13 protein-coding genes are annotated in these 17,297 nt (G+C 62.5%); 10 read left to right on the top strand and 3 right to left on the bottom strand.

Annotated features, from left to right (window positions below):
* Window positions 1–97: 97 nt before the first annotated feature.
* The 7 genes from AD662_RS18770 (at window position 98) to AD662_RS18740 (ending at window position 11,388) form a co-directional block, all read left to right on the top strand.
* Window positions 98–748 (top strand): GNAT family N-acetyltransferase, encoded by a 651-nt coding sequence (locus AD662_RS18770; RefSeq protein WP_018607088.1) that lies wholly within the window; start codon window positions 98–100, stop codon window positions 746–748.
* 65 nt (window positions 749–813) lie between these two features.
* The gene (locus tag AD662_RS18765; protein ID WP_053189373.1) at window positions 814–2,541 is read left to right on the top strand and encodes an autotransporter assembly complex protein TamA; all 1,728 of its coding nucleotides are present in this window, start codon (window positions 814–816) and stop codon (window positions 2,539–2,541) included.
* The gene (locus AD662_RS18760; protein WP_053189371.1) at window positions 2,538–6,224 is read left to right on the top strand and encodes a translocation/assembly module TamB domain-containing protein; all 3,687 of its coding nucleotides are present in this window, start codon (window positions 2,538–2,540) and stop codon (window positions 6,222–6,224) included. Before AD662_RS18765 ends, AD662_RS18760 begins: the two co-directional genes overlap by 4 nt.
* 239 nt (window positions 6,225–6,463) lie before the next feature.
* Window positions 6,464–6,937 (top strand): MarR family winged helix-turn-helix transcriptional regulator, encoded by a 474-nt coding sequence (locus tag AD662_RS18755; protein WP_018607095.1) that lies wholly within the window; start codon window positions 6,464–6,466, stop codon window positions 6,935–6,937.
* Window positions 6,934–8,403: an efflux transporter outer membrane subunit gene (locus AD662_RS18750; RefSeq protein ID WP_053189369.1), complete on the top strand. Its 1,470-nt coding sequence runs from the start codon at window positions 6,934–6,936 to the stop codon at window positions 8,401–8,403. The genes AD662_RS18755 and AD662_RS18750 overlap by 4 nt, the downstream gene beginning before the upstream one ends.
* A 15-nt stretch (window positions 8,404–8,418) precedes the next feature.
* Window positions 8,419–9,615: an HlyD/EmrA/EmrK family protein gene (locus tag AD662_RS18745; protein WP_024617937.1), complete on the top strand. Its 1,197-nt coding sequence runs from the start codon at window positions 8,419–8,421 to the stop codon at window positions 9,613–9,615.
* A gap of 243 nt (window positions 9,616–9,858) precedes the next feature.
* A complete protein-coding gene (locus AD662_RS18740; protein WP_053189367.1) occupies window positions 9,859–11,388 on the top strand; it encodes a DHA2 family efflux MFS transporter permease subunit in 1,530 nt (509 codons plus the stop codon).
* A gap of 151 nt (window positions 11,389–11,539) precedes the next feature.
* On the opposite strand, the gene AD662_RS18735 is transcribed toward AD662_RS18740, so the two are convergent.
* Entirely contained in the window at window positions 11,540–12,289 is a 750-nt protein-coding gene (locus AD662_RS18735; protein ID WP_053189365.1) for a UDP-2,3-diacylglucosamine diphosphatase, read from the bottom strand.
* A complete protein-coding gene (locus AD662_RS18730; protein WP_018608900.1) occupies window positions 12,286–12,789 on the bottom strand; it encodes a peptidylprolyl isomerase in 504 nt (167 codons plus the stop codon). The genes AD662_RS18735 and AD662_RS18730 overlap by 4 nt, the downstream gene beginning before the upstream one ends.
* A 249-nt stretch (window positions 12,790–13,038) precedes the next feature.
* Between AD662_RS18730 and AD662_RS18725 the strand changes: the two genes are divergently transcribed.
* The 3 genes from AD662_RS18725 to AD662_RS18715 all read left to right on the top strand — a co-directional run bounded on the left by AD662_RS18725 (window position 13,039) and on the right by AD662_RS18715 (window position 16,798).
* Window positions 13,039–14,736 carry a glutamine--tRNA ligase/YqeY domain fusion protein gene (locus AD662_RS18725; protein WP_018608902.1) on the top strand — a complete coding sequence of 566 codons (1,698 nt, stop codon included), beginning with the start codon at window positions 13,039–13,041 and terminating at the stop codon, window positions 14,734–14,736.
* Window positions 14,737–14,757: 21 nt separating this feature from the next.
* Window positions 14,758–16,140, top strand: a complete 1,383-nt coding sequence (gene cysS, locus AD662_RS18720) for a cysteine--tRNA ligase (protein ID WP_018608904.1) — start codon at window positions 14,758–14,760, stop codon at window positions 16,138–16,140.
* Window positions 16,141–16,342: 202 nt separating this feature from the next.
* On the top strand, window positions 16,343–16,798 hold the full coding sequence (locus AD662_RS18715) for a DUF2214 family protein (RefSeq protein ID WP_018608906.1): 456 nt from the start codon (window positions 16,343–16,345) through the stop codon (window positions 16,796–16,798).
* 190 nt (window positions 16,799–16,988) lie between these two features.
* Here the strand turns inward: AD662_RS18715 and csrA are convergent, their stop codons facing one another.
* Window positions 16,989–17,183: a carbon storage regulator CsrA gene (gene csrA / locus AD662_RS18710; protein WP_003179932.1), complete on the bottom strand. Its 195-nt coding sequence runs from the start codon at window positions 17,181–17,183 to the stop codon at window positions 16,989–16,991.
* Window positions 17,184–17,297 lie beyond the last annotated feature (114 nt).

Here is a 17,297-nt window from a genome sequence, read left to right as displayed (position 1 = left end):
TAATGTCCTTTGCATGTAGGAACGATCACGACCCTATCGGGTTCGTACTCAATAAGAGCAGGGCCTCACCGAGCCTCGCCCCAGGAGATCCAACGCCATGCCCGAGACTGCAACCGCCATCGCCGACATCCATATGCTCGACAGCGGTTATTCCCGTGAAGCCCGTTCGTTGCTGTACCAGGCCTATCGCCACGAGCCGACCTTCAGCTACCTGTTCGAATCCGAGCGTCCCGGTTATGAACAGCGGGTACGGGCCACGGTGCGTGAGCTGGTCAAGCAGCATTTTCTCCAGGATTTGCCGGCCATCGGCTTGCTGGTCAATGACCGCCTGATCGGCATCGCCCTGATCGCTCCGCCGCAGCGGCGCCTGGGCATCACCGAAAGCTGGGCCTGGCGCCTGCGCATGGTCTTGAGCACCGGTTTTCGTTGCACCCGGCGCTACCTGGAATACCACGCGGCAGTGCTGGCCTGCCTGCCGTCGGATGCGGTCCATGTATTGCCGCTGCTGGGGGTACACCCACAGTTTCAGGGCAAGCATTTCGGCGAACAGTTGCTTGAGGCGGTGCATAACTGGTGCGCGGCGGACGAGCATTCCCAAGGCGTGGTGCTGGACACCGGCAACCCGCGTTACCTTGAGTTTTATAAACGCCAGGGTTACGAGGAAATCGGCGAAGTGGCGGTAGGACCGATCCGCGAGCATGTGTTCTTCCACGCCAACCCGCAGGTTCTGCAAAGCGCAACGGCATAATCGGTCGAACTTTTGCGAAATGTCCGGCTCTATCAGGCACCTACGCTCGTGATAGCATCCGCGCCATGAACCTCTCAGGAAGAATGACCAGTGGCGCGCTCTTGCTGTCCCTCAGCTGCGCGGCGCTGGCAAACAGTGAATTGGAAGTACGGGTCAAGCCGTCCAACGATGAACTCAAGGCCAACGTAGAAGGTTACATCGGCGGTGTGGGTGATCGTGACGAGGAGGCCTTGCTGCGCTTCAGCCGTGGCGCCGAGGAGCAGGCGCGCAAGGCAGCCCAGGCGCTGGGCTACTACCAGCCGCAGATCGACAGTGAGGTCAAGGGCGGCAAGGACTCACGCCTGGTGCTGACCATCGACCCCGGCGAGCCTGTGCATTTGCGCAACGTCACCGTGCGCATCGACGGCCCCGCAGCATCGCTCAAAGCCTTTCGCGTACCCAGCAACGCCGCCCTCAAGCCCGGCGCGGTGCTCAACCATGGCCGTTACGAAGACGCCAAGCGGATCATCCAGAACCAGGCCTCGCGCTATGGTTTTTTCAGCGGGCGCTTCACCCGGCAGAAGCTGTCGGTTGACCCCCAGGCGGGCATCGCCGACATCGAACTGATTTACGACAGCGGCCCGCGCTATGCCTTGGGCCCGGTGAGTTTTGAGGGCAACACGCCGTTCGACGAAGATCTGTTGCAGCGCATGGTGCCGTTCAAGGCCGGCACGGCGTACGACTCCGAACTCATTGCAGAGCTCAATCAGGCCCTGCAATCGAGCGGCTATTTCGAAGGCGTGCGCGTGGATGCCGCGCCCACCGCCGCCACCGATAACGTGATCCCGGTGGCGGTCAAGCTCGAAACGCGCAAGCCGCGCACCATGGGTCTGGGCCTGGGGTTTTCCACCGACGTCGGGCCCAGGGCCAAAGCCAACTGGACGCGCCACTGGGTCAACCCCCAGGGCCACAGCTATGGCTGGGAAGCGGAAGTGTCGGCGCCCCGGCAGAACGTCGGCCTGTGGTACGACGTGCCACTGGACCCGCCGCTGACCGACAAGATGCGTTACGCCGGCGGTTATCAATATGAAGAACTGGCCGGCACCGACAGCCTCAGCAAGCTGCTCACGGTAGGGCCGGAATGGCACAGCAAGTTGCCCAGCGGCTGGCAGCGGGTGGTGTCGCTCAAATGGCAGCGCGAGGAGTACCGCCTCGGCGACGATGCGGGCCTGAGTACGCTGCTGATGCCGGGCGTGAGCTATTCCTACCTGCGCAGCGACAACCGCATCGATCCGCACAACGGCTACCGTTTGCAGTTCGACACCAAGGTCGCCAAGGAAGGGCTGGCTTCGGACAACAACCTTTTATACGGCACCGCCATGGTCAAGGGCCTGACCACGGTGTTCGACAAGCATCGCTTGCTGGCGCGGGCGCAGATCGGTGGCAGCGCCACCAATGGCTACAAATCCATCCCGCCGTCCCTGCGCTTTTTTGCCGGTGGCGACCAGAGCGTGCGGGGCTATGACTACCAGAGCCTGTCACCGGAGAACGCCGAGGGCGACCGTATCGGTGGTCGTTACATGGTCGCCGGCAGCCTCGAATATCAATATTCCATCGCGGAAAAATGGCGGGTGGCGACGTTCATCGACCAGGGCAACTCGTTTAACAGCCTCGAATTGCCGAGCCTCAAGACCGGCGTGGGCGTCGGCGTGCGCTGGGTGTCGCCGGTGGGCCCGATCCGCCTCGACCTGGCCCATGCGATGGACGACGACGGTGGCATCCGCTTGCACTTTTCCATGGGGCCTGAGCTGTGATGCGTGCTTTGAAGATAACGCTGCTGGCGCTCGCCGGGGTGCTGGTGGCGGTCGTGCTGGCCTTGAGCGTTGTGCTGGGCACGGCATTCGGCAGCCGCTGGGCCCTCGGCCTGGTGCCGGGGCTGACCGTGGAGAATTTTCAGGGCCGGCTGGGTGGGCAGTGGAGCGCCGATCACCTGCTGTGGCAGCAGGACGCCAGTCGGGTGGAGGTGGATCGGCTGATATTCGCCTGGTCGCCGCTGTGCCTGGCACGCATGACCCTGTGCATCGAACAGCTCAAGGCCGACCAGGTCGCCTTGCAATTGCCAGCCTCTGCCGATGAGCCGAGCAGCGGCCCGATCAGCTTGCCGGACCTGGACTTGCCGCTCGCCATCGAACTGGGCGATGTGCAGGTCGGCAGCCTGTCGTTCAACGGCAGCGAGCAGCTCAAGGGCCTGCAATTGGTTGCCCATTGGACCGCCGAGGGCATGCGGATCGATTCGGTGCAATTGCAGCGCGATGAGCTGAGCCTGAAACTCTCCGGCCTGCTGAAACCGGGCGGCGACTGGCCGTTGAACGCCGAGGGCCGGTTGACCTTGCCGGCGCCGGGCGCCACGCCCTGGGCGCTGGACCTGAAAGTCGACGGCAACCTGCTCAAGACCCTCAACCTCAAGGCTGACAGCAGCGGTTACCTGCAAGGCCAGTTGAGCGGTGAACTGCAACCGCTCGCGGACAACCTGCCCGCCAAGGTGCACATCAGCGCCGACGGCTTCAAGGCCAGTGCCGATCTGCCCGACACGTTGTTGCTCAATCAGCTGGAATTGACCGGCGAAGGCGATCTGAAAAACGGCTATCAACTGCTCGGCAAGGCGACGCTGCCCGCCGAAAAAGGGCCGGTGGCGTTGTTGCTGCAAGGCACGGTGGACGCCAATGGCGCGCAGATCGCCGGCCTGGATCTGGATGCTGGCGAGCAGCAAAGCCTGAAGCTCAGCGGCCAATTGGACTGGCGCGAAGGCCTGCGCGCCGAGGCGAAAGTCGCCTGGCTGGATTTCCCCTGGCATCGCCTCTATCCGCTGATCGACGAGCCGCAGGTGACGCTGCGCCGCTTCGACGGCGAAGTCTCCTACACCGATGGCCAATACCTGGGCAACTTCCAGGCTGCGCTGGACGGACCCGCCGGGGCCTTCAGCCTGGGCAGCCCGTTCAGCGGCGACCTGACGCAAATCCACTTGCCGCAGCTCGAGCTCGCGGCGGGACAGGGCAAGGCCGAAGGGCACCTGAGCCTGCAATTTGCCGAGGGCATTGCCTGGGACACGGCGCTGCAACTGTCGGCCATCAACCCGGCGTATTGGCTTGGCGAGTTGCCTGGGACCCTGGCCGGGCCGTTGCGCAGCAAAGGGATGATGAAGAACGACCGCCTCGATCTCGACGCGGACCTGGACCTCAAGGGCAAACTGCGTGGCCAGCCAGCGCTGTTCCAGGCCAAGGCCAGCGGCGCCGGCGAGCAGTGGAAGCTCAGCGCGCTGGACATTCGCCTGGGGGATAACCGCATCAACGGCAGTGCCAGCCTGCAAGAGAAGCTGACCGGCCAGATCGACATCAAGCTCGCACGCCTGGCTCAGCTCTGGCCGCAATTGCGCGGCCAAGTCGTCGGCCGTGTCGACGTGGCCGGCACGCTCAAGGCCCCCCAAGGCAAGCTCGGCCTGCAAGGCACGCAACTGGCCTTCCAGGACAACCGCCTGCAAAGCCTGAACCTGGACGCAACCCTCGACAGCACCCAGCGCGGCAAGCTCGACCTCAAGGCCAGCGGCATCCGCGTCGGCGAAACGTCACTGGGCGTGCTGACGGTCAGCGGCCAGGGTGATATCAAACAGCAGAAGCTCAACCTGGACCTGCAAGGGCCGCAGCTCGACACGACCCTGGCCCTCGATGGCGCGCTCGACCAGGGCAATTGGCGTGGGCGCCTGGCCAGCGGTGACGTGCAGGCCGGCGGTCAAGCCTGGCGTCTGCAAGCTCCGGCGAAACTGGAGCGCCTGGCCGATGGCACGCTCAACGTCGGCGCGCATTGCTGGCGTTCCGGTGAGGCCAGCCTGTGCGGTGAAGACCAGCGACTGATGCCGGAGCCGAAGCTGCGCTATCACCTCAAGCAATTCCCCATCGAAAGCCTGGCCCAGTGGATGCCCAAGGATTTTGCCTGGCAGGGCCGGCTCAACGCGGACCTGCAACTGGACCTGCCGGCCAGCGGTCCGAATGGCCGGGTCCTGGTGGACGCCAGCGGCGGTACTTTACGGATTCGGGACAAAGAGGGCGATAAGGCGCAATGGCTGGACTTCCCGTACCAGACCCTGACGCTCAAGAGCCGCCTGACCCCCAAGCGCATCGACACCGACCTGAATTTCGTCGGCGCCAGGCTCGGCGAACTGATGCTCCAGGCACAAATCAACCCCATACCGGCCAGCAAACCCATCAGCGGCTCGTTCCGCCTGACAGGCCTGGACTTGTCCGTGGCCCGGCCATTCGTACCAATGGTGGAAACCCTCACCGGTCACCTGAACGGCAGCGGGACCTTGTCCGGTGGTTTGCTCGCGCCCCAGGTCAACGGCAACCTGCTGCTCAGCGATGGCGAAGTGTCTGGTCCGGAACTGCCGGTCAGCCTCGAAGCCTTGCAGATGCGGGCAATGATTACCGGCGAAGCGCTGCAGCTCAATGGCAATTGGAAAAGTGGCAAGAGCGGGCAGGGCAGCTTGAACGGCAACATCGGCTGGGGCGACGCCCTGACCATGAACCTGGCCCTCAAGGGCTCGCAATTGCCGGTCACCGTCGAGCCTTATGCGGTGCTCGACGTGGCGCCTGACCTCAACATCACCATGCAGGGTGAGCGGCTTTCCATTGCCGGCAAGGTCCTGGTACCCAAAGGCGAGATCACCATTCGCGAACTGCCGCCGTCCACCGTCAAGGTCTCGGATGACACGGTGATCGTCGGCCACCAGACCGAAGAGGGCAAGGCGCCGCTGGCCATGGCGATGGACATCGACGTGATCGTCGGCCAGGACAAACTCGCGTTCTCGGGTTTCGGCCTGACCGCCAACGTGCAGGGCCAGGTTCACATCGGCGACAACATGGACACCCGCGGCGAGCTCTGGCTCAACGACGGTCGTTATCGGGCCTACGGGCAACGGCTGACGGTGCGACGGGCGCGGCTGCTGTTTGCCGGGCCCATCGACCAGCCCTACCTGGACATCGAAGCGATCCGCCAGACCGACGACGTGATCGCCGGCATCCGCTTGAGCGGCAGCGCCGAGCAACCGGCCACGCAAATCTTCTCGGAACCGGCCATGAGCCAGGAGCAGGCATTGTCCTACCTGGTGCTGGGCCGGCCGCTGAGCACCACCGGCGAGGACAACAACATGCTCGCCCAGGCGGCGCTGGGCCTGGGGTTGATGGGTAGCTCGGGGGTGACCACCAGCCTGGCCAATAACCTGGGGATCGAGGACTTCCAGCTCGACACCCAGGGCAGCGGCAATGCCACCAGCGTGGTCGCCAGCGGCAACCTGTCGGAAAAACTCAGCCTGCGCTACGGCGTTGGTGTGTTCGAACCGGCCAACACCATCGCCCTGCGCTACAAGCTCAGCAAGAAGGTCTACCTCGAGGCCGCGAGCGGCGTCGCCAGCTCGTTGGACATCTTCTACAAGCGCGATTTCTAACCCTTCCCCCAACCCCCTGTGGGAGCTGAGCTTTTGTGGGAGCAAGGCTTGCCCGCGATATAGGCAACTCGGTCTATCAGTCAAACCGAGGTGATGCTATCGCGGGCAAGCCTTGCTCCCACAGGACCAGCTCCCACACACTTTATGTGAATAGCAAGCTAACTATTTGATTGACATTCGCTGCCTAAGCAGTAATATCTCGACATACATTCACTGCCTAGGCAGCAAACGGTGGTCAGATGAAGCATTTCACCCCAGACAACTTTCACAACTGCCATCTCGGCATGCTGCTCGGCCGTACCGCGCTGCTCAAGGACCGGATCATCGACACCCACATGGAACCCGTCGGCATCACCGCCGCGCAGTTCAAGGTGTTGATCATCATGGCCCAGTACGGCATCGAGACGCCGGCCGAGCTGTGTCGCTACCTGTCCCTGGACAGCGGCTCGATGACGCGGATGCTCGATCGCCTGGAGCAGAAAGGTTTCCTGGCCCGTGAACGCTCCGCCCAGGACCGCCGGCAAGTGCGCCTGGTGCTGACCGAAGCCGGCCAGGCCCTCGCCGATCGCCTGCCGTTTATCGGCGCCGAGGCCATGAACCAGTTGGCCTGCGCCATCAGCCCCGAGGAGCTGCAAACCCTCGAACAGATTCTCAAGAAAATTCTGCTCGCCGCCGGTGATCCCATCGCCGTGTCGCGAATGGGGGGAAAATGAAGCGTAAAACCTTGCGTACCCGATTAAGCCTGGTGGTCTTGGCCATGAGCCTGGCGGGCTGTGCCAGCTACAGCGGCCTGAAGACCGAAGGCGTGAGCCTCGAGGCCCAGAGCCTCAAGGCCGGGCAATCCCTGAACGGTGTCACGCTGTCTCCGGCCGCGTGGCCAAAAAGCGATTGGTGGAAAAGCCTTGGCGACCCGCAACTCGACGGCCTGATCCGTGAAGCCCTGCGCGATAGCCCGGACATGCAGATCGCCAGTGCCCGGGTGCATCAGGCCAGTGCCGCCGCCTACGCCGCCAACGCGGCGCGCCTGCCGACCCTGGATGCCAGCGGCGGCGCCAGCCGTTCGCGCCTGTCCCGTGACCAGGACCCGCAAGGGCAGGGCGGGGCGTACAGCACCTTGCGCACGTTAGGTGTGGACTTCAATTACAACTTCGACCTCTGGGGTGGCCAGCGTGCCGCCTGGGAAGCCGCCCTCGGCCAGGCCCGCGCCGCCGAGATCGATCGCCAGGCCGCGCAACTGACCCTGGCCGCCGACGTGGCCCGGGCCTACAGCGACCTGGGCCAGGCCCACATTATTCATGACCTGGCCGCCGAGGACCTCAAGCGCACCCGGCAGATGCTCGACCTGGGCAAGCGCCGCCTCACTGCCGGGATCGACAGCGAATATCAATTCCAGCAGACCGAAAGCCTGGAAGCCAGCGCCGATGCAACCCTGATCGACGCGGAGAAACGCCTGCAAAGCGCCAAGATCGCCCTGGCGGTGCTGCTGGGCAAAGGCCCGGACCGCGGCAATGAAATCGCCCGGCCCAACGTGCTGCAAGCCAGCGCGGTCGCCTTGCCGTCGAACCTGCCGGCCGAGTTGCTGGGGCGGCGTCCGGACCTGGTCGCGGCACGTTGGCGGGTCGAGGCGGCGAGCAAGGATATCGAGGCCGGCAAGACCAACTTCTACCCCAATCTCAACTTGAGCGCAGCCGCCGGAACCCGGTCGTTGCTGGGCGATGCGATGTTCGGTTCGGCCAGCCGCTTCTTCAATGTGGGGCCGACGGTGTCGCTGCCGATCTTCGATGGCGGCCGCTTGCGGGCGGACCTGGATGCCCGGGACGCCGATTACGACCTGGCGGTGGCGCAGTACAACAAGAGCCTGGTCACGGCCCTTGGGGATGTCAGCGACACCATCAACCAATTGCGTGACATCGCTCGCCAGATCGGCGCCCAGCAACATGCCACCGATATCGCACAGAGCTCCTACGACACGGTGGTCCAGCGCTACGGCTCGGGCATCGGTAATTACCTGGACGTGTTGAGCATCGAGCAGCAATTGCTCCAGGCCCAGCGCCAACTGGCGAACCTGAATGCCGACCAGATCGATTTGTCGATCCAACTGATGCAGGCCCTGGGCGGCGGTTTCGACGCCCAGACCCTGGCAGCGGCCACCCCGGCCGCTACCACGCCAAATAACTGATTCGAGGTACTTGTCATGGCGACTGCCGAAACGACTCAATCCGAACATGCGCAAGACAGCCACCCACGCAAGCGCAAGGTCATGCTGCTGACACTGACGCTGCTGGTCATTCTTTCGGGCCTGGGCGTCTGGGCCTGGTACGAACTGTATGGTCGCTGGAGCGAAAGCACCGACGATGCCTATGTGAACGGCAACGTAGTGGAAATCACGCCGCTGGTCACCGGCACCGTGGTGAGCATCGGGGCCGACGACGGCGACCTGGTGCGTGAAGGCCAGGTGCTGGTGCAGTTCGACCCGAACGACGCCGAAGTCGGGCTGCAAAGTGCCCAGGCCAACCTGGCCCGGACCGTGCGCCAGGTGCGTGGTTTGTACAGCAATGTCGATGGCATGCGGGCGCAGGTCAATGCGCAAGAGGCCGAAGTGCAGAAGGCCCAGGAAAACTACAGCCGACGCAAGAACCTGGCGGCCGGCGGGGCGATTTCCAAGGAGGAACTGTCTCACGCCCGCGATGACCTGACCTCGGCGCAGAACGCCTTGGCCAATGCCCGGCAACAGCTCAAGACCACCAGCGCCTTGGTGGACGATACCGTGGTGTCGTCCCATCCCGACGTGCAGTCCGCCGCCGCGCAACTGCGCCAGGCCTTCCTGGCCAACGCCCGCAGTACCTTGATCGCACCGGTCACCGGTTATGTCGCCAAGCGCACCGTGCAACTCGGCCAGCGGGTGCAGCCGGGCACGGCGTTGATGGCGGTGATCCCGCTGGATCAGCTGTGGATCGACGCCAACTTCAAGGAAACCCAACTGCGCGACATGCGCATCGGCCAGCCGGTGGACATCGAAGCCGACCTGTACGGCAGCGATGTGAAGTACAGCGGCACCATCGACAGCCTCGGCGCCGGGACCGGCAGCGCGTTTGCCTTGCTGCCGGCGCAGAACGCCACCGGTAACTGGATCAAGATCGTCCAGCGGGTGCCGGTGCGCATTCACATCAATGCCCAGGAGCTGGCCAAGCATCCGCTGCGCATTGGCCTGTCGACCCTGGTCAACGTCGACCTGCACGACCAGAGCGGCCCGGTACTGGCCCAGCAGCCACCGCAGAAAGCCTCGTTCAGTACCCAGGTCTACGACCGGCAGTTGGCCGATGCCGACGCGATGATCGCCCGCCTGATCCATGACAACAGCGCGGTGGCCAGCAAGACCGCGCAGCGCTGATCGCAATTGCAGGCCAGCCTCTGAAATCTGTGGGAGCAAGGCTGTGTGGGAGCAAGACCCTGTGGGAGCAAGGCTTGCCCGCGAAACAGTCACCTTGATTTCTGAAAGACCGCATCGCCTGTTTCGCGAGCAAGCTTTGCTCCCACACAGCCTTGCTCCCACAGGGTTTAAGGATCTTGCACCCACAGGGGTTGGGTCTTGTCCCAAGGGATTTCGCCACCTTCGCTTCATAGGATTCTCGCAATGAGCAATAACGCGTCTTTCACGCCGCCCAGCCTGTTGCTCAGCACCATCGGGCTGTCGCTGGCGACGTTCATGCAGGTGCTCGACACCACCATTGCCAACGTCGCCTTGCCGACCATTTCCGGCAACCTGGGCGTGAGCTCGGAGCAGGGCACTTGGGTGATTACCTCGTTCGCGGTGAGCAACGCCATCGCCTTGCCGCTCACCGGCTGGTTGAGCCGGCGGTTTGGCGAGGTGAAGCTGTTTTTGTGGGCGACGATGCTGTTCGTGCTCGCGTCGTTCTTGTGCGGTATTTCCACCTCGATGCCGGAGCTGATTGGCTTTCGCGTACTTCAAGGGCTGGTGGCCGGGCCGTTGTATCCGATGACCCAGACCTTGCTGATAGCCGTGTACCCGCCGGCCAGGCGCGGCATGGCCCTGGCGTTGCTGGCGATGGTCACGGTGGTGGCGCCGATTGCCGGGCCGATCCTCGGTGGCTGGATCACCGACAGCTATAGCTGGCCGTGGATTTTCTTCATCAACGTACCCATCGGCGTCTTCGCGGCGATGGTCGTGCAACAGCAGCTCAAGGCGCGACCGGTGGTCACCAGCCATCAACCAATGGACTACGTGGGGTTGATCACGCTGATCATCGGCGTCGGCGCGCTCCAGGTGATTCTCGACAAAGGCAACGACCTGGACTGGTTCGAATCGAATTTCATCATTAGCGGTGCGCTGATTTCGATCATTGCCCTGGCGGTGTTCGTGATCTGGGAAATGACCGACCGCCACCCGGTGGTCAATCTCCGCCTGTTCGCCTATCGCAACTTTCGCATCGGTACCATTGTGTTGGTGGGGGGCTATGCCGGGTTCTTCGGCATCAACCTGATCCTGCCGCAGTGGTTGCAGACCCAGATGGGCTACACCGCGACCTGGGCCGGGCTGGCGGTGGCGCCCATCGGCATCCTGCCGGTGCTGATGTCACCCTTCGTCGGCAAGTACGCCCACCGGTTCGACCTGCGTGTGTTGGCCGGGCTGGCGTTCCTGGCCATGGGCCTGAGCTGCTTCATGCGCGCCGGGTTTACCAATGAGGTGGATTTCCAGCACATTGCGATGGTGCAGTTGTTCATGGGCATCGGCGTGGCGCTGTTCTTCATGCCGACCCTGAGCATTCTGATGTCGGACCTGCCGCCGCACCAGATTGCCGACGGCGCGGGGCTGGCGACGTTCCTGCGGACCCTGGGCGGCAGCTTTGCCGCGTCCCTGACCACCTGGATCTGGATCCGCCGGGCCGACCAGCATCACGCCTACCTGAGCGAAAGCATCAGCACTTTCGAGCCGGCCACCCGCGAAGCACTCAACCAACTCGGTGGCGCGAGTGCCCCGGCTTATGCCCGGCTTGAGCAGGTCCTCAACAGCCAGGCATACATGCTCTCCACCGTGGATTACTTCACGCTGCTGGGGTGGGCGTTCATGGGGTTGATCGTGCTGGTGTGGCTGGCGAAGCCGCCGTTTGCGGCGAAGGCGGGGCCTGCATCGGCGGGGCACTGATCCACACACAACACCCTGCGGGAGCGTACCTGTGGGAGCAAGGCTTGCCCGCGATGCAGGCGACATGGTTCAACTGCAAGACCGTGTCATCGTTCATCGCGAGCAAGCTTTGCTCCCACAGGCTCGCGCCCACAAAGGAGATCTGCGGGCTTTAGGTGCTTGGCAACGCCAACTGCGCATTACCGAACCCAAATGGCGCCAACGCAAACCCTTGTTCATCCACCTGCAACGCCCAGCCTTGCTTGTCCCAATCCCCCAGCACGATGCGCCGGGCGGCGTGTTCGCCCAGTTGCAGCTTGTGGATGGCGGGGCGGTGGGTGTGGCCGTGGATCAAGGTCTTCACGCCGTATTGCTGCATGATCCGCGGGATCTCTTCGGGCGTGACGTCGACGATGTCATTGGCTTTCATGCGTGTCTGCGTGCGGCTTTCGTTGCGCAGTTTGCGCGCCAGTTTCTGCCGGCTGCCCAGCGGCAGGTGCCGCAGGACGAACAGCGTGACCGGGTTGCGCAGCCAGCGCCGCAGCTTCATGTAGCCTTCGTCGCGGGTGCAGAGACTGTCGCCGTGCATCAGCAGCACCGGCTCGCCATTGAACTGCACGACACTCGGGTCCTTGAGCAGGGTGCAGCCGGCCGCCTTGCAAAAGGCCTGCCCCAGCATGAAGTCGCGATTGCCGTGCATCAGGAAGATGGCCGTGCCGCTGTCGCTCAAGTCGCGCAGGGCCTGGCAGATGGAACGCTGGAACGGCGTCATGGCATCGTCGCCGATCCAGGCTTCGAAAAAGTCGCCCAGAATGTACAACGCTTGCGCCGAGCGGGCGCGTGTGGCGAGTAAATCCAGAAACGCCCGGCTGATGTCCGGGCGCTCCTCTTCCAGATGCAAGTCTGAAATCAGCAATATCACTCAACGATCTCGGCTTTCTCGATGATCACGTCTTCTGCCGGGACGTCCTGGTGGCCGGCCTTGGACGTGGTGGAAACGCCTTTGATCTTGTCGACTACGTCGGTGCCTTCGATCACTTCACCGAACACCGCATAGCCCCAGCCCTGGGTGGTTTTGCCGCTGTGGTTCAGGAAGCTGTTGTCCGCCACGTTGATGAAGAACTGCGCGGAGGCCGAATGCGGCTCCATGGTACGGGCCATGGCAACGCTGTACTTTTTGTTCGGCAGGCCGTTGTCAGCTTCGTTCTGGATGCTTGGGCGCTTGTCTTTCTTTTCCTTCATGCCTGGCTCGAAACCGCCGCCCTGGATCATGAAGTTGCCGATGACGCGGTGGAACACGGTGTTTTCGTAGTGGCCGGCGTTGACGTATTCGATGAAGTTGGCCACGGTCAGCGGCGCCTTCTCGGCGTTCAGTTGCAGAACGATGTCACCGTGGTTGGTGGTCAGTTTGACTTTGCTCATGATCGGTACTCTTTCAAGGAATTCGTGGGTTTCGGGGCTTCACTGCCCGCAACCGGTCTGGCTGTAATCGGCCAGGCAGGGCAGTTTAGCGTGCCGGGCACGAATTTCGAGGCTGTTTTTCATCTGGTCGTCGATTAAATTCAATCGTTTGCCGGCCTGGCCTGTCAGGTGCTTGACAGCATCGGCTATGATACGGGCTTTGATTTATCAGGCCGTACCCGGCCGCGCACTTGTCTGTTCAAGGATCCTATGAGCAAGCCCACTGTCGACCCTACCTCGAATTCCAAGACCGGCCCGGCCGTGCCGGTCAACTTCCTGCGCCCGATCATCCAGGCGGACCTGGACTCGGGTAAGCACACACAGATCGTCACTCGCTTCCCGCCAGAACCCAACGGCTACCTGCACATCGGCCATGCCAAGTCGATCTGCGTGAATTTCGGCCTGGCCCAGGAGTTCGGTGGCGTCACGCACCTGCGTTTCGACGACACCAACCCGGCCAAGGAAGACCAGGAATACATCGACGCGATCGAAAGCGACGTCAAGTGGCTGGGTTTCCAATGGTCCGGTGAGGTGCGCTACGCCTCGCAATATTTCGACCAGTTGCACGACTGGGCCGTGGAACTGATCAAGGCCGGCAACGCCTACGTGTGCGACCTGACCCCCGAGCAGGCCAAGGAATACCGTGGCAGCCTGACCGAGCCGGGCAAGAACAGCCCGTTCCGTGACCGCAGCGTGGAAGAGAACCTGGACCTGTTCGCCCGCATGCGCGCCGGTGAGTTCCCGGACGGCGCTCGGGTGCTGCGCGCCAAGATCGACATGGCTTCGCCGAACATGAACCTGCGCGACCCGATCATGTACCGCATCCGTCATGCCCATCACCACCAGACCGGCGACAAATGGTGCATCTACCCCAACTATGACTTCACCCACGGTCAGTCGGACGCCATCGAAGGCATTACCCACTCGATCTGCACCCTGGAATTCGAAAGCCATCGTCCGTTGTACGAATGGTTCCTCGAGCACCTGCCGGTGCCGGCCAACCCGCGCCAGTACGAATTCAGCCGCCTGAACCTGAACTACACCATCACCAGCAAGCGCAAGCTCAAGCAACTGGTGGACGAGAAGCACGTCAACGGCTGGGATGACCCGCGCATGTCGACGCTGTCGGGCTTCCGTCGTCGTGGCTACACGCCCAAGTCGATCCGCAATTTCTGCGAAATGGTCGGCACCAACCGTTCCGACGGCGTGGTGGACTTCGGCATGCTGGAATTCAGCATCCGTGACGACCTCGACCACAGCGCCCCGCGCGCCATGTGCGTGCTGCGTCCGCTGAAAGTGGTGATCACCAACTACCCGGAAGGCCAGGTCGAGAACCTCGAGCTGCCGCGCCACCCGAAAGAAGACATGGGCGTGCGCGTCCTGCCGTTTGCCCGGGAAATCTACATCGACCGTGATGACTTCATGGAAGAGCCGCCAAAAGGCTACAAGCGCCTGGAGCCTACCGGCGAAGTGCGCCTGCGTGGCAGCTACGTGATCCGCGCCGACGAGGCCATCAAGGACGCCGACGGCAACATCGTCGAACTGCGTTGCTCGTACGATCCCGACACCCTGGGCAAGAATCCGGAAGGTCGCAAGGTCAAGGGCGTGATCCACTGGGTGCCGGCCGCCGCCAGCGTCGAGTGCGAAGTGCGCCTGTACGATCGCCTGTTCCGTTCGCCGAACCCGGAAAAGGCCGAAGACAGCGCCAGCTTCCTGGACAACATCAACCCTGACTCCCTGCAAGTACTCACTGGTTGTCGTGCCGAGCCTTCGCTGGGCAACGCACAGCCGGAAGACCGTTTCCAGTTCGAGCGCGAAGGTTACTTCTGCGCGGATATCAAGGACTCGAAACCCGGTGCTCCGGTATTCAACCGTACCGTGACCTTGCGCGATTCCTGGGGTCAGTGATCAAGTCTTAAGGGAAACCCTGTGCTTACGATCTACAACACGCTCACCAAGAGCAAAGAAGTCTTCAAGCCGCTGGATGGCAACAAGGTCCGCATGTACGTCTGCGGCATGACCGTGTACGACTACTGCCACATTGGTCATGGCCGCAGCATGGTCGCCTTCGACCTGGTGACCCGCTGGCTGCGGTTCAGCGGTTATGACCTGACCTACGTGCGCAACATCACCGACATCGAAGACAAGATCATCAACCGTGCCCGCGAAAACGGCGAGCCTTACGATGCGCTGACCGAGCGCATGATCAAGGCCATGCACGAGGATGAGGCGCGCCTCAATATCCGCAAGCCGGACCTGGAACCTCGTGCCACGGACCACATCCCTGGCATGCTGAGCATGATCCAGACCTTGATCGACAAGGGCTACGCCTACGCACCGGGCAATGGCGACGTGTACTACCGCGTCGCCAAGTTCATGGGCTACGGCAAGCTGTCGCGCAAGAAGATCGAAGACCTGCGCATCGGCGCGCGTATCGAAGTCGACGAGTCGAAAGAAGACCCGCTGGACTTCGTGCTGTGGAAGGGCGCCAAGCCGGGTGAGCCGAGCTGGGCGTCGCCGTGGGGCGCCGGGCGTCCGGGCTGGCACATCGAATGCTCGGTGATGTCCACCTGCTGCCTGGGCGAGACCTTCGACATTCATGGCGGCGGCAGCGACCTGGAGTTCCCGCACCACGAAAACGAAATCGCCCAGAGCGAAGCGGCCACCGGCAAGACCTACGCCAACGCGTGGATGCATTGCGGCATGATCCGGATCAATGGCGAGAAGATGTCCAAGTCCTTGAACAACTTCTTCACCATCCGCGACGTGCTCGACAAGTACCACCCGGAAGTCGTGCGTTACCTGCTGGTGTCGAGCCACTACCGCAGCGCTATCAACTACTCGGAAGACAACCTCAAGGACGCCAAGGGTGCCCTGGAGCGTTTCTATCACGCGTTGAAGGGCCTGCCGAACGTGCCGGCCGCTGGTGGCGAAGCGTTCGTGGCGCGTTTCACCGAAGTGATGAACGACGACTTCGGCACGCCGGAAGCGTGCGCGGTGCTGTTCGAAATGGTGCGTGAGATCAACCGCCTGCGTGAGAGTGATCTCAATGCAGCGGCCGGTCTGGCGGCTCGCCTGAAAGAACTGGCCAGCGTACTGGGTGTGTTGCAGCTCGAAGCCGATGACTTCCTGCAGGCCGGTGCCGAAGGCCGGGTGGACGCCGCCGAAGTCGAGACGTTGATCCAGGCGCGCCTGACTGCGCGCGCCAACAAGGATTGGGCCGAATCCGACCGTATCCGCGACCAGCTCACCGCCATGGGCGTGGTGCTGGAGGATGGGAAGGGCGGCACGACCTGGCGTCTGGCGGACTAAGATCTTTTAGCGTTCGCAATACCCCCTGTGGGAGCGGGCTTGCTCGCGAATGCGGTGTATCAGTTAGTGATTTGTTGACTGACACACCGCATTCGCGAGCAAGCCCGCTCCCACAGTTTTTTGCATGCCAACCCTGGCAATCATTCTTTTATGAGCTAGTACTGTCAGGTCGATTCGACGTTCTCTCTGGCAGGGTTCTTCCATGTTGGCTCATTGGTCTCTCGCGGCAATTCATCTGCTGGCCTTCGCCCTCGGGTTCTGGGCGGTGCTGACGCGCGGCACGGCACTGCGACGACTGGCGAGCGGTGTGGATGCGGTTCGGAGTGTCTTGGTTGCTGACAACCTGTGGGGCCTGTCGGCGCTGGTGTTGTTGGTGACGGGGGGGATGCGGGCGTTTGGCGGGTACGAAAAAGGCACGGATTATTACCTGCACCAACCGCTGTTTCACCTGAAGATGACTTTGTTCCTGCTGATCCTGTTGCTTGAGATCGCGCCAATGATCGCCCTGATCAAATGGCGGATGGCCCTGGGCAAAGGGGCTGCGATCGATCCTTCGAAAGCCGGCCGGTTTGCACGGATCAGCCACATTGAAGCTTTGTTGCTGATCTTGATGGTGATCGCCGCCACGGGCATGGCGCGCGGCGTGAGCCTGGGTTGACCGACCGCGAACGCCTGCTTCGTCATCATTAAAACGAAACGTCTGACAGCCATGCTAAGCGCCATGTCATTAGTATCGGTTCAACGGGCTGGACGAAAAAAGGCGGGGGCAGGGTGAGGTACGGTCGACCAGAATCTTTAGCCAGCCATTGCGACGATGCAAACGGGCTGGCTACGGACTGCAGCAAGGCTCAGGGAGTTTGCGGCTTGTCGGGGGCAGTGAGGCCCGCCTGAATACGCTGGTAAATCTCTTCGCGATGCACCGCAACGTTTTTCGGGGCGTTGATGCCGATCCGGACCTGTTGGCCGCTTACGCCCAGAATGGTGATCGTGATGTCGTCACCAATGTTTATGCTTTCACCGACTTTGCGGGTGAGTATCAGCATGGTGTTCTCCTTGATTGCTTTATAGGGCACCTGATTCAGACAGTGCAGATGTCGGTACTGCTTATAGATTAGTGCTAAGTGTCACAATGTGGGTGCCTCTTTCTGACGTGCAGA

This window comes from Pseudomonas kilonensis (assembly GCF_001269885.1).
Taxonomy (GTDB): Bacteria; Pseudomonadota; Gammaproteobacteria; order Pseudomonadales; family Pseudomonadaceae; genus Aquipseudomonas; species Aquipseudomonas kilonensis.
Note: the sequence above shows the minus strand (reverse complement) of the source record. Positions and strands in the feature narration are given on the sequence as shown.

What these genes read in the sequence shown, in the direction of transcription:
- AD662_RS18770 (WP_018607088.1), top strand. Translation starts at nt 98, where the DNA reads ATGCCCGAGACTGCAACCGCCATCGCCGACATCCATATGCTCGACAGC.
- AD662_RS18765 (WP_053189373.1), top strand. Translation starts at nt 814, where the DNA reads ATGAACCTCTCAGGAAGAATGACCAGTGGCGCGCTCTTGCTGTCCCTC.
- AD662_RS18755 (WP_018607095.1), top strand. Translation starts at nt 6,464, where the DNA reads ATGAAGCATTTCACCCCAGACAACTTTCACAACTGCCATCTCGGCATG.
- AD662_RS18750 (WP_053189369.1), top strand. Translation starts at nt 6,934, where the DNA reads ATGAAGCGTAAAACCTTGCGTACCCGATTAAGCCTGGTGGTCTTGGCC.
- AD662_RS18745 (WP_024617937.1), top strand. Translation starts at nt 8,419, where the DNA reads ATGGCGACTGCCGAAACGACTCAATCCGAACATGCGCAAGACAGCCAC.
- AD662_RS18740 (WP_053189367.1), top strand. Translation starts at nt 9,859, where the DNA reads ATGAGCAATAACGCGTCTTTCACGCCGCCCAGCCTGTTGCTCAGCACC.
- AD662_RS18730 (WP_018608900.1), bottom strand. Translation starts at nt 12,789, where the DNA reads ATGAGCAAAGTCAAACTGACCACCAACCACGGTGACATCGTTCTGCAA.
- AD662_RS18725 (WP_018608902.1), top strand. Translation starts at nt 13,039, where the DNA reads ATGAGCAAGCCCACTGTCGACCCTACCTCGAATTCCAAGACCGGCCCG.
- AD662_RS18715 (WP_018608906.1), top strand. Translation starts at nt 16,343, where the DNA reads ATGTTGGCTCATTGGTCTCTCGCGGCAATTCATCTGCTGGCCTTCGCC.
- csrA (WP_003179932.1), bottom strand. Translation starts at nt 17,183, where the DNA reads ATGCTGATACTCACCCGCAAAGTCGGTGAAAGCATAAACATTGGTGAC.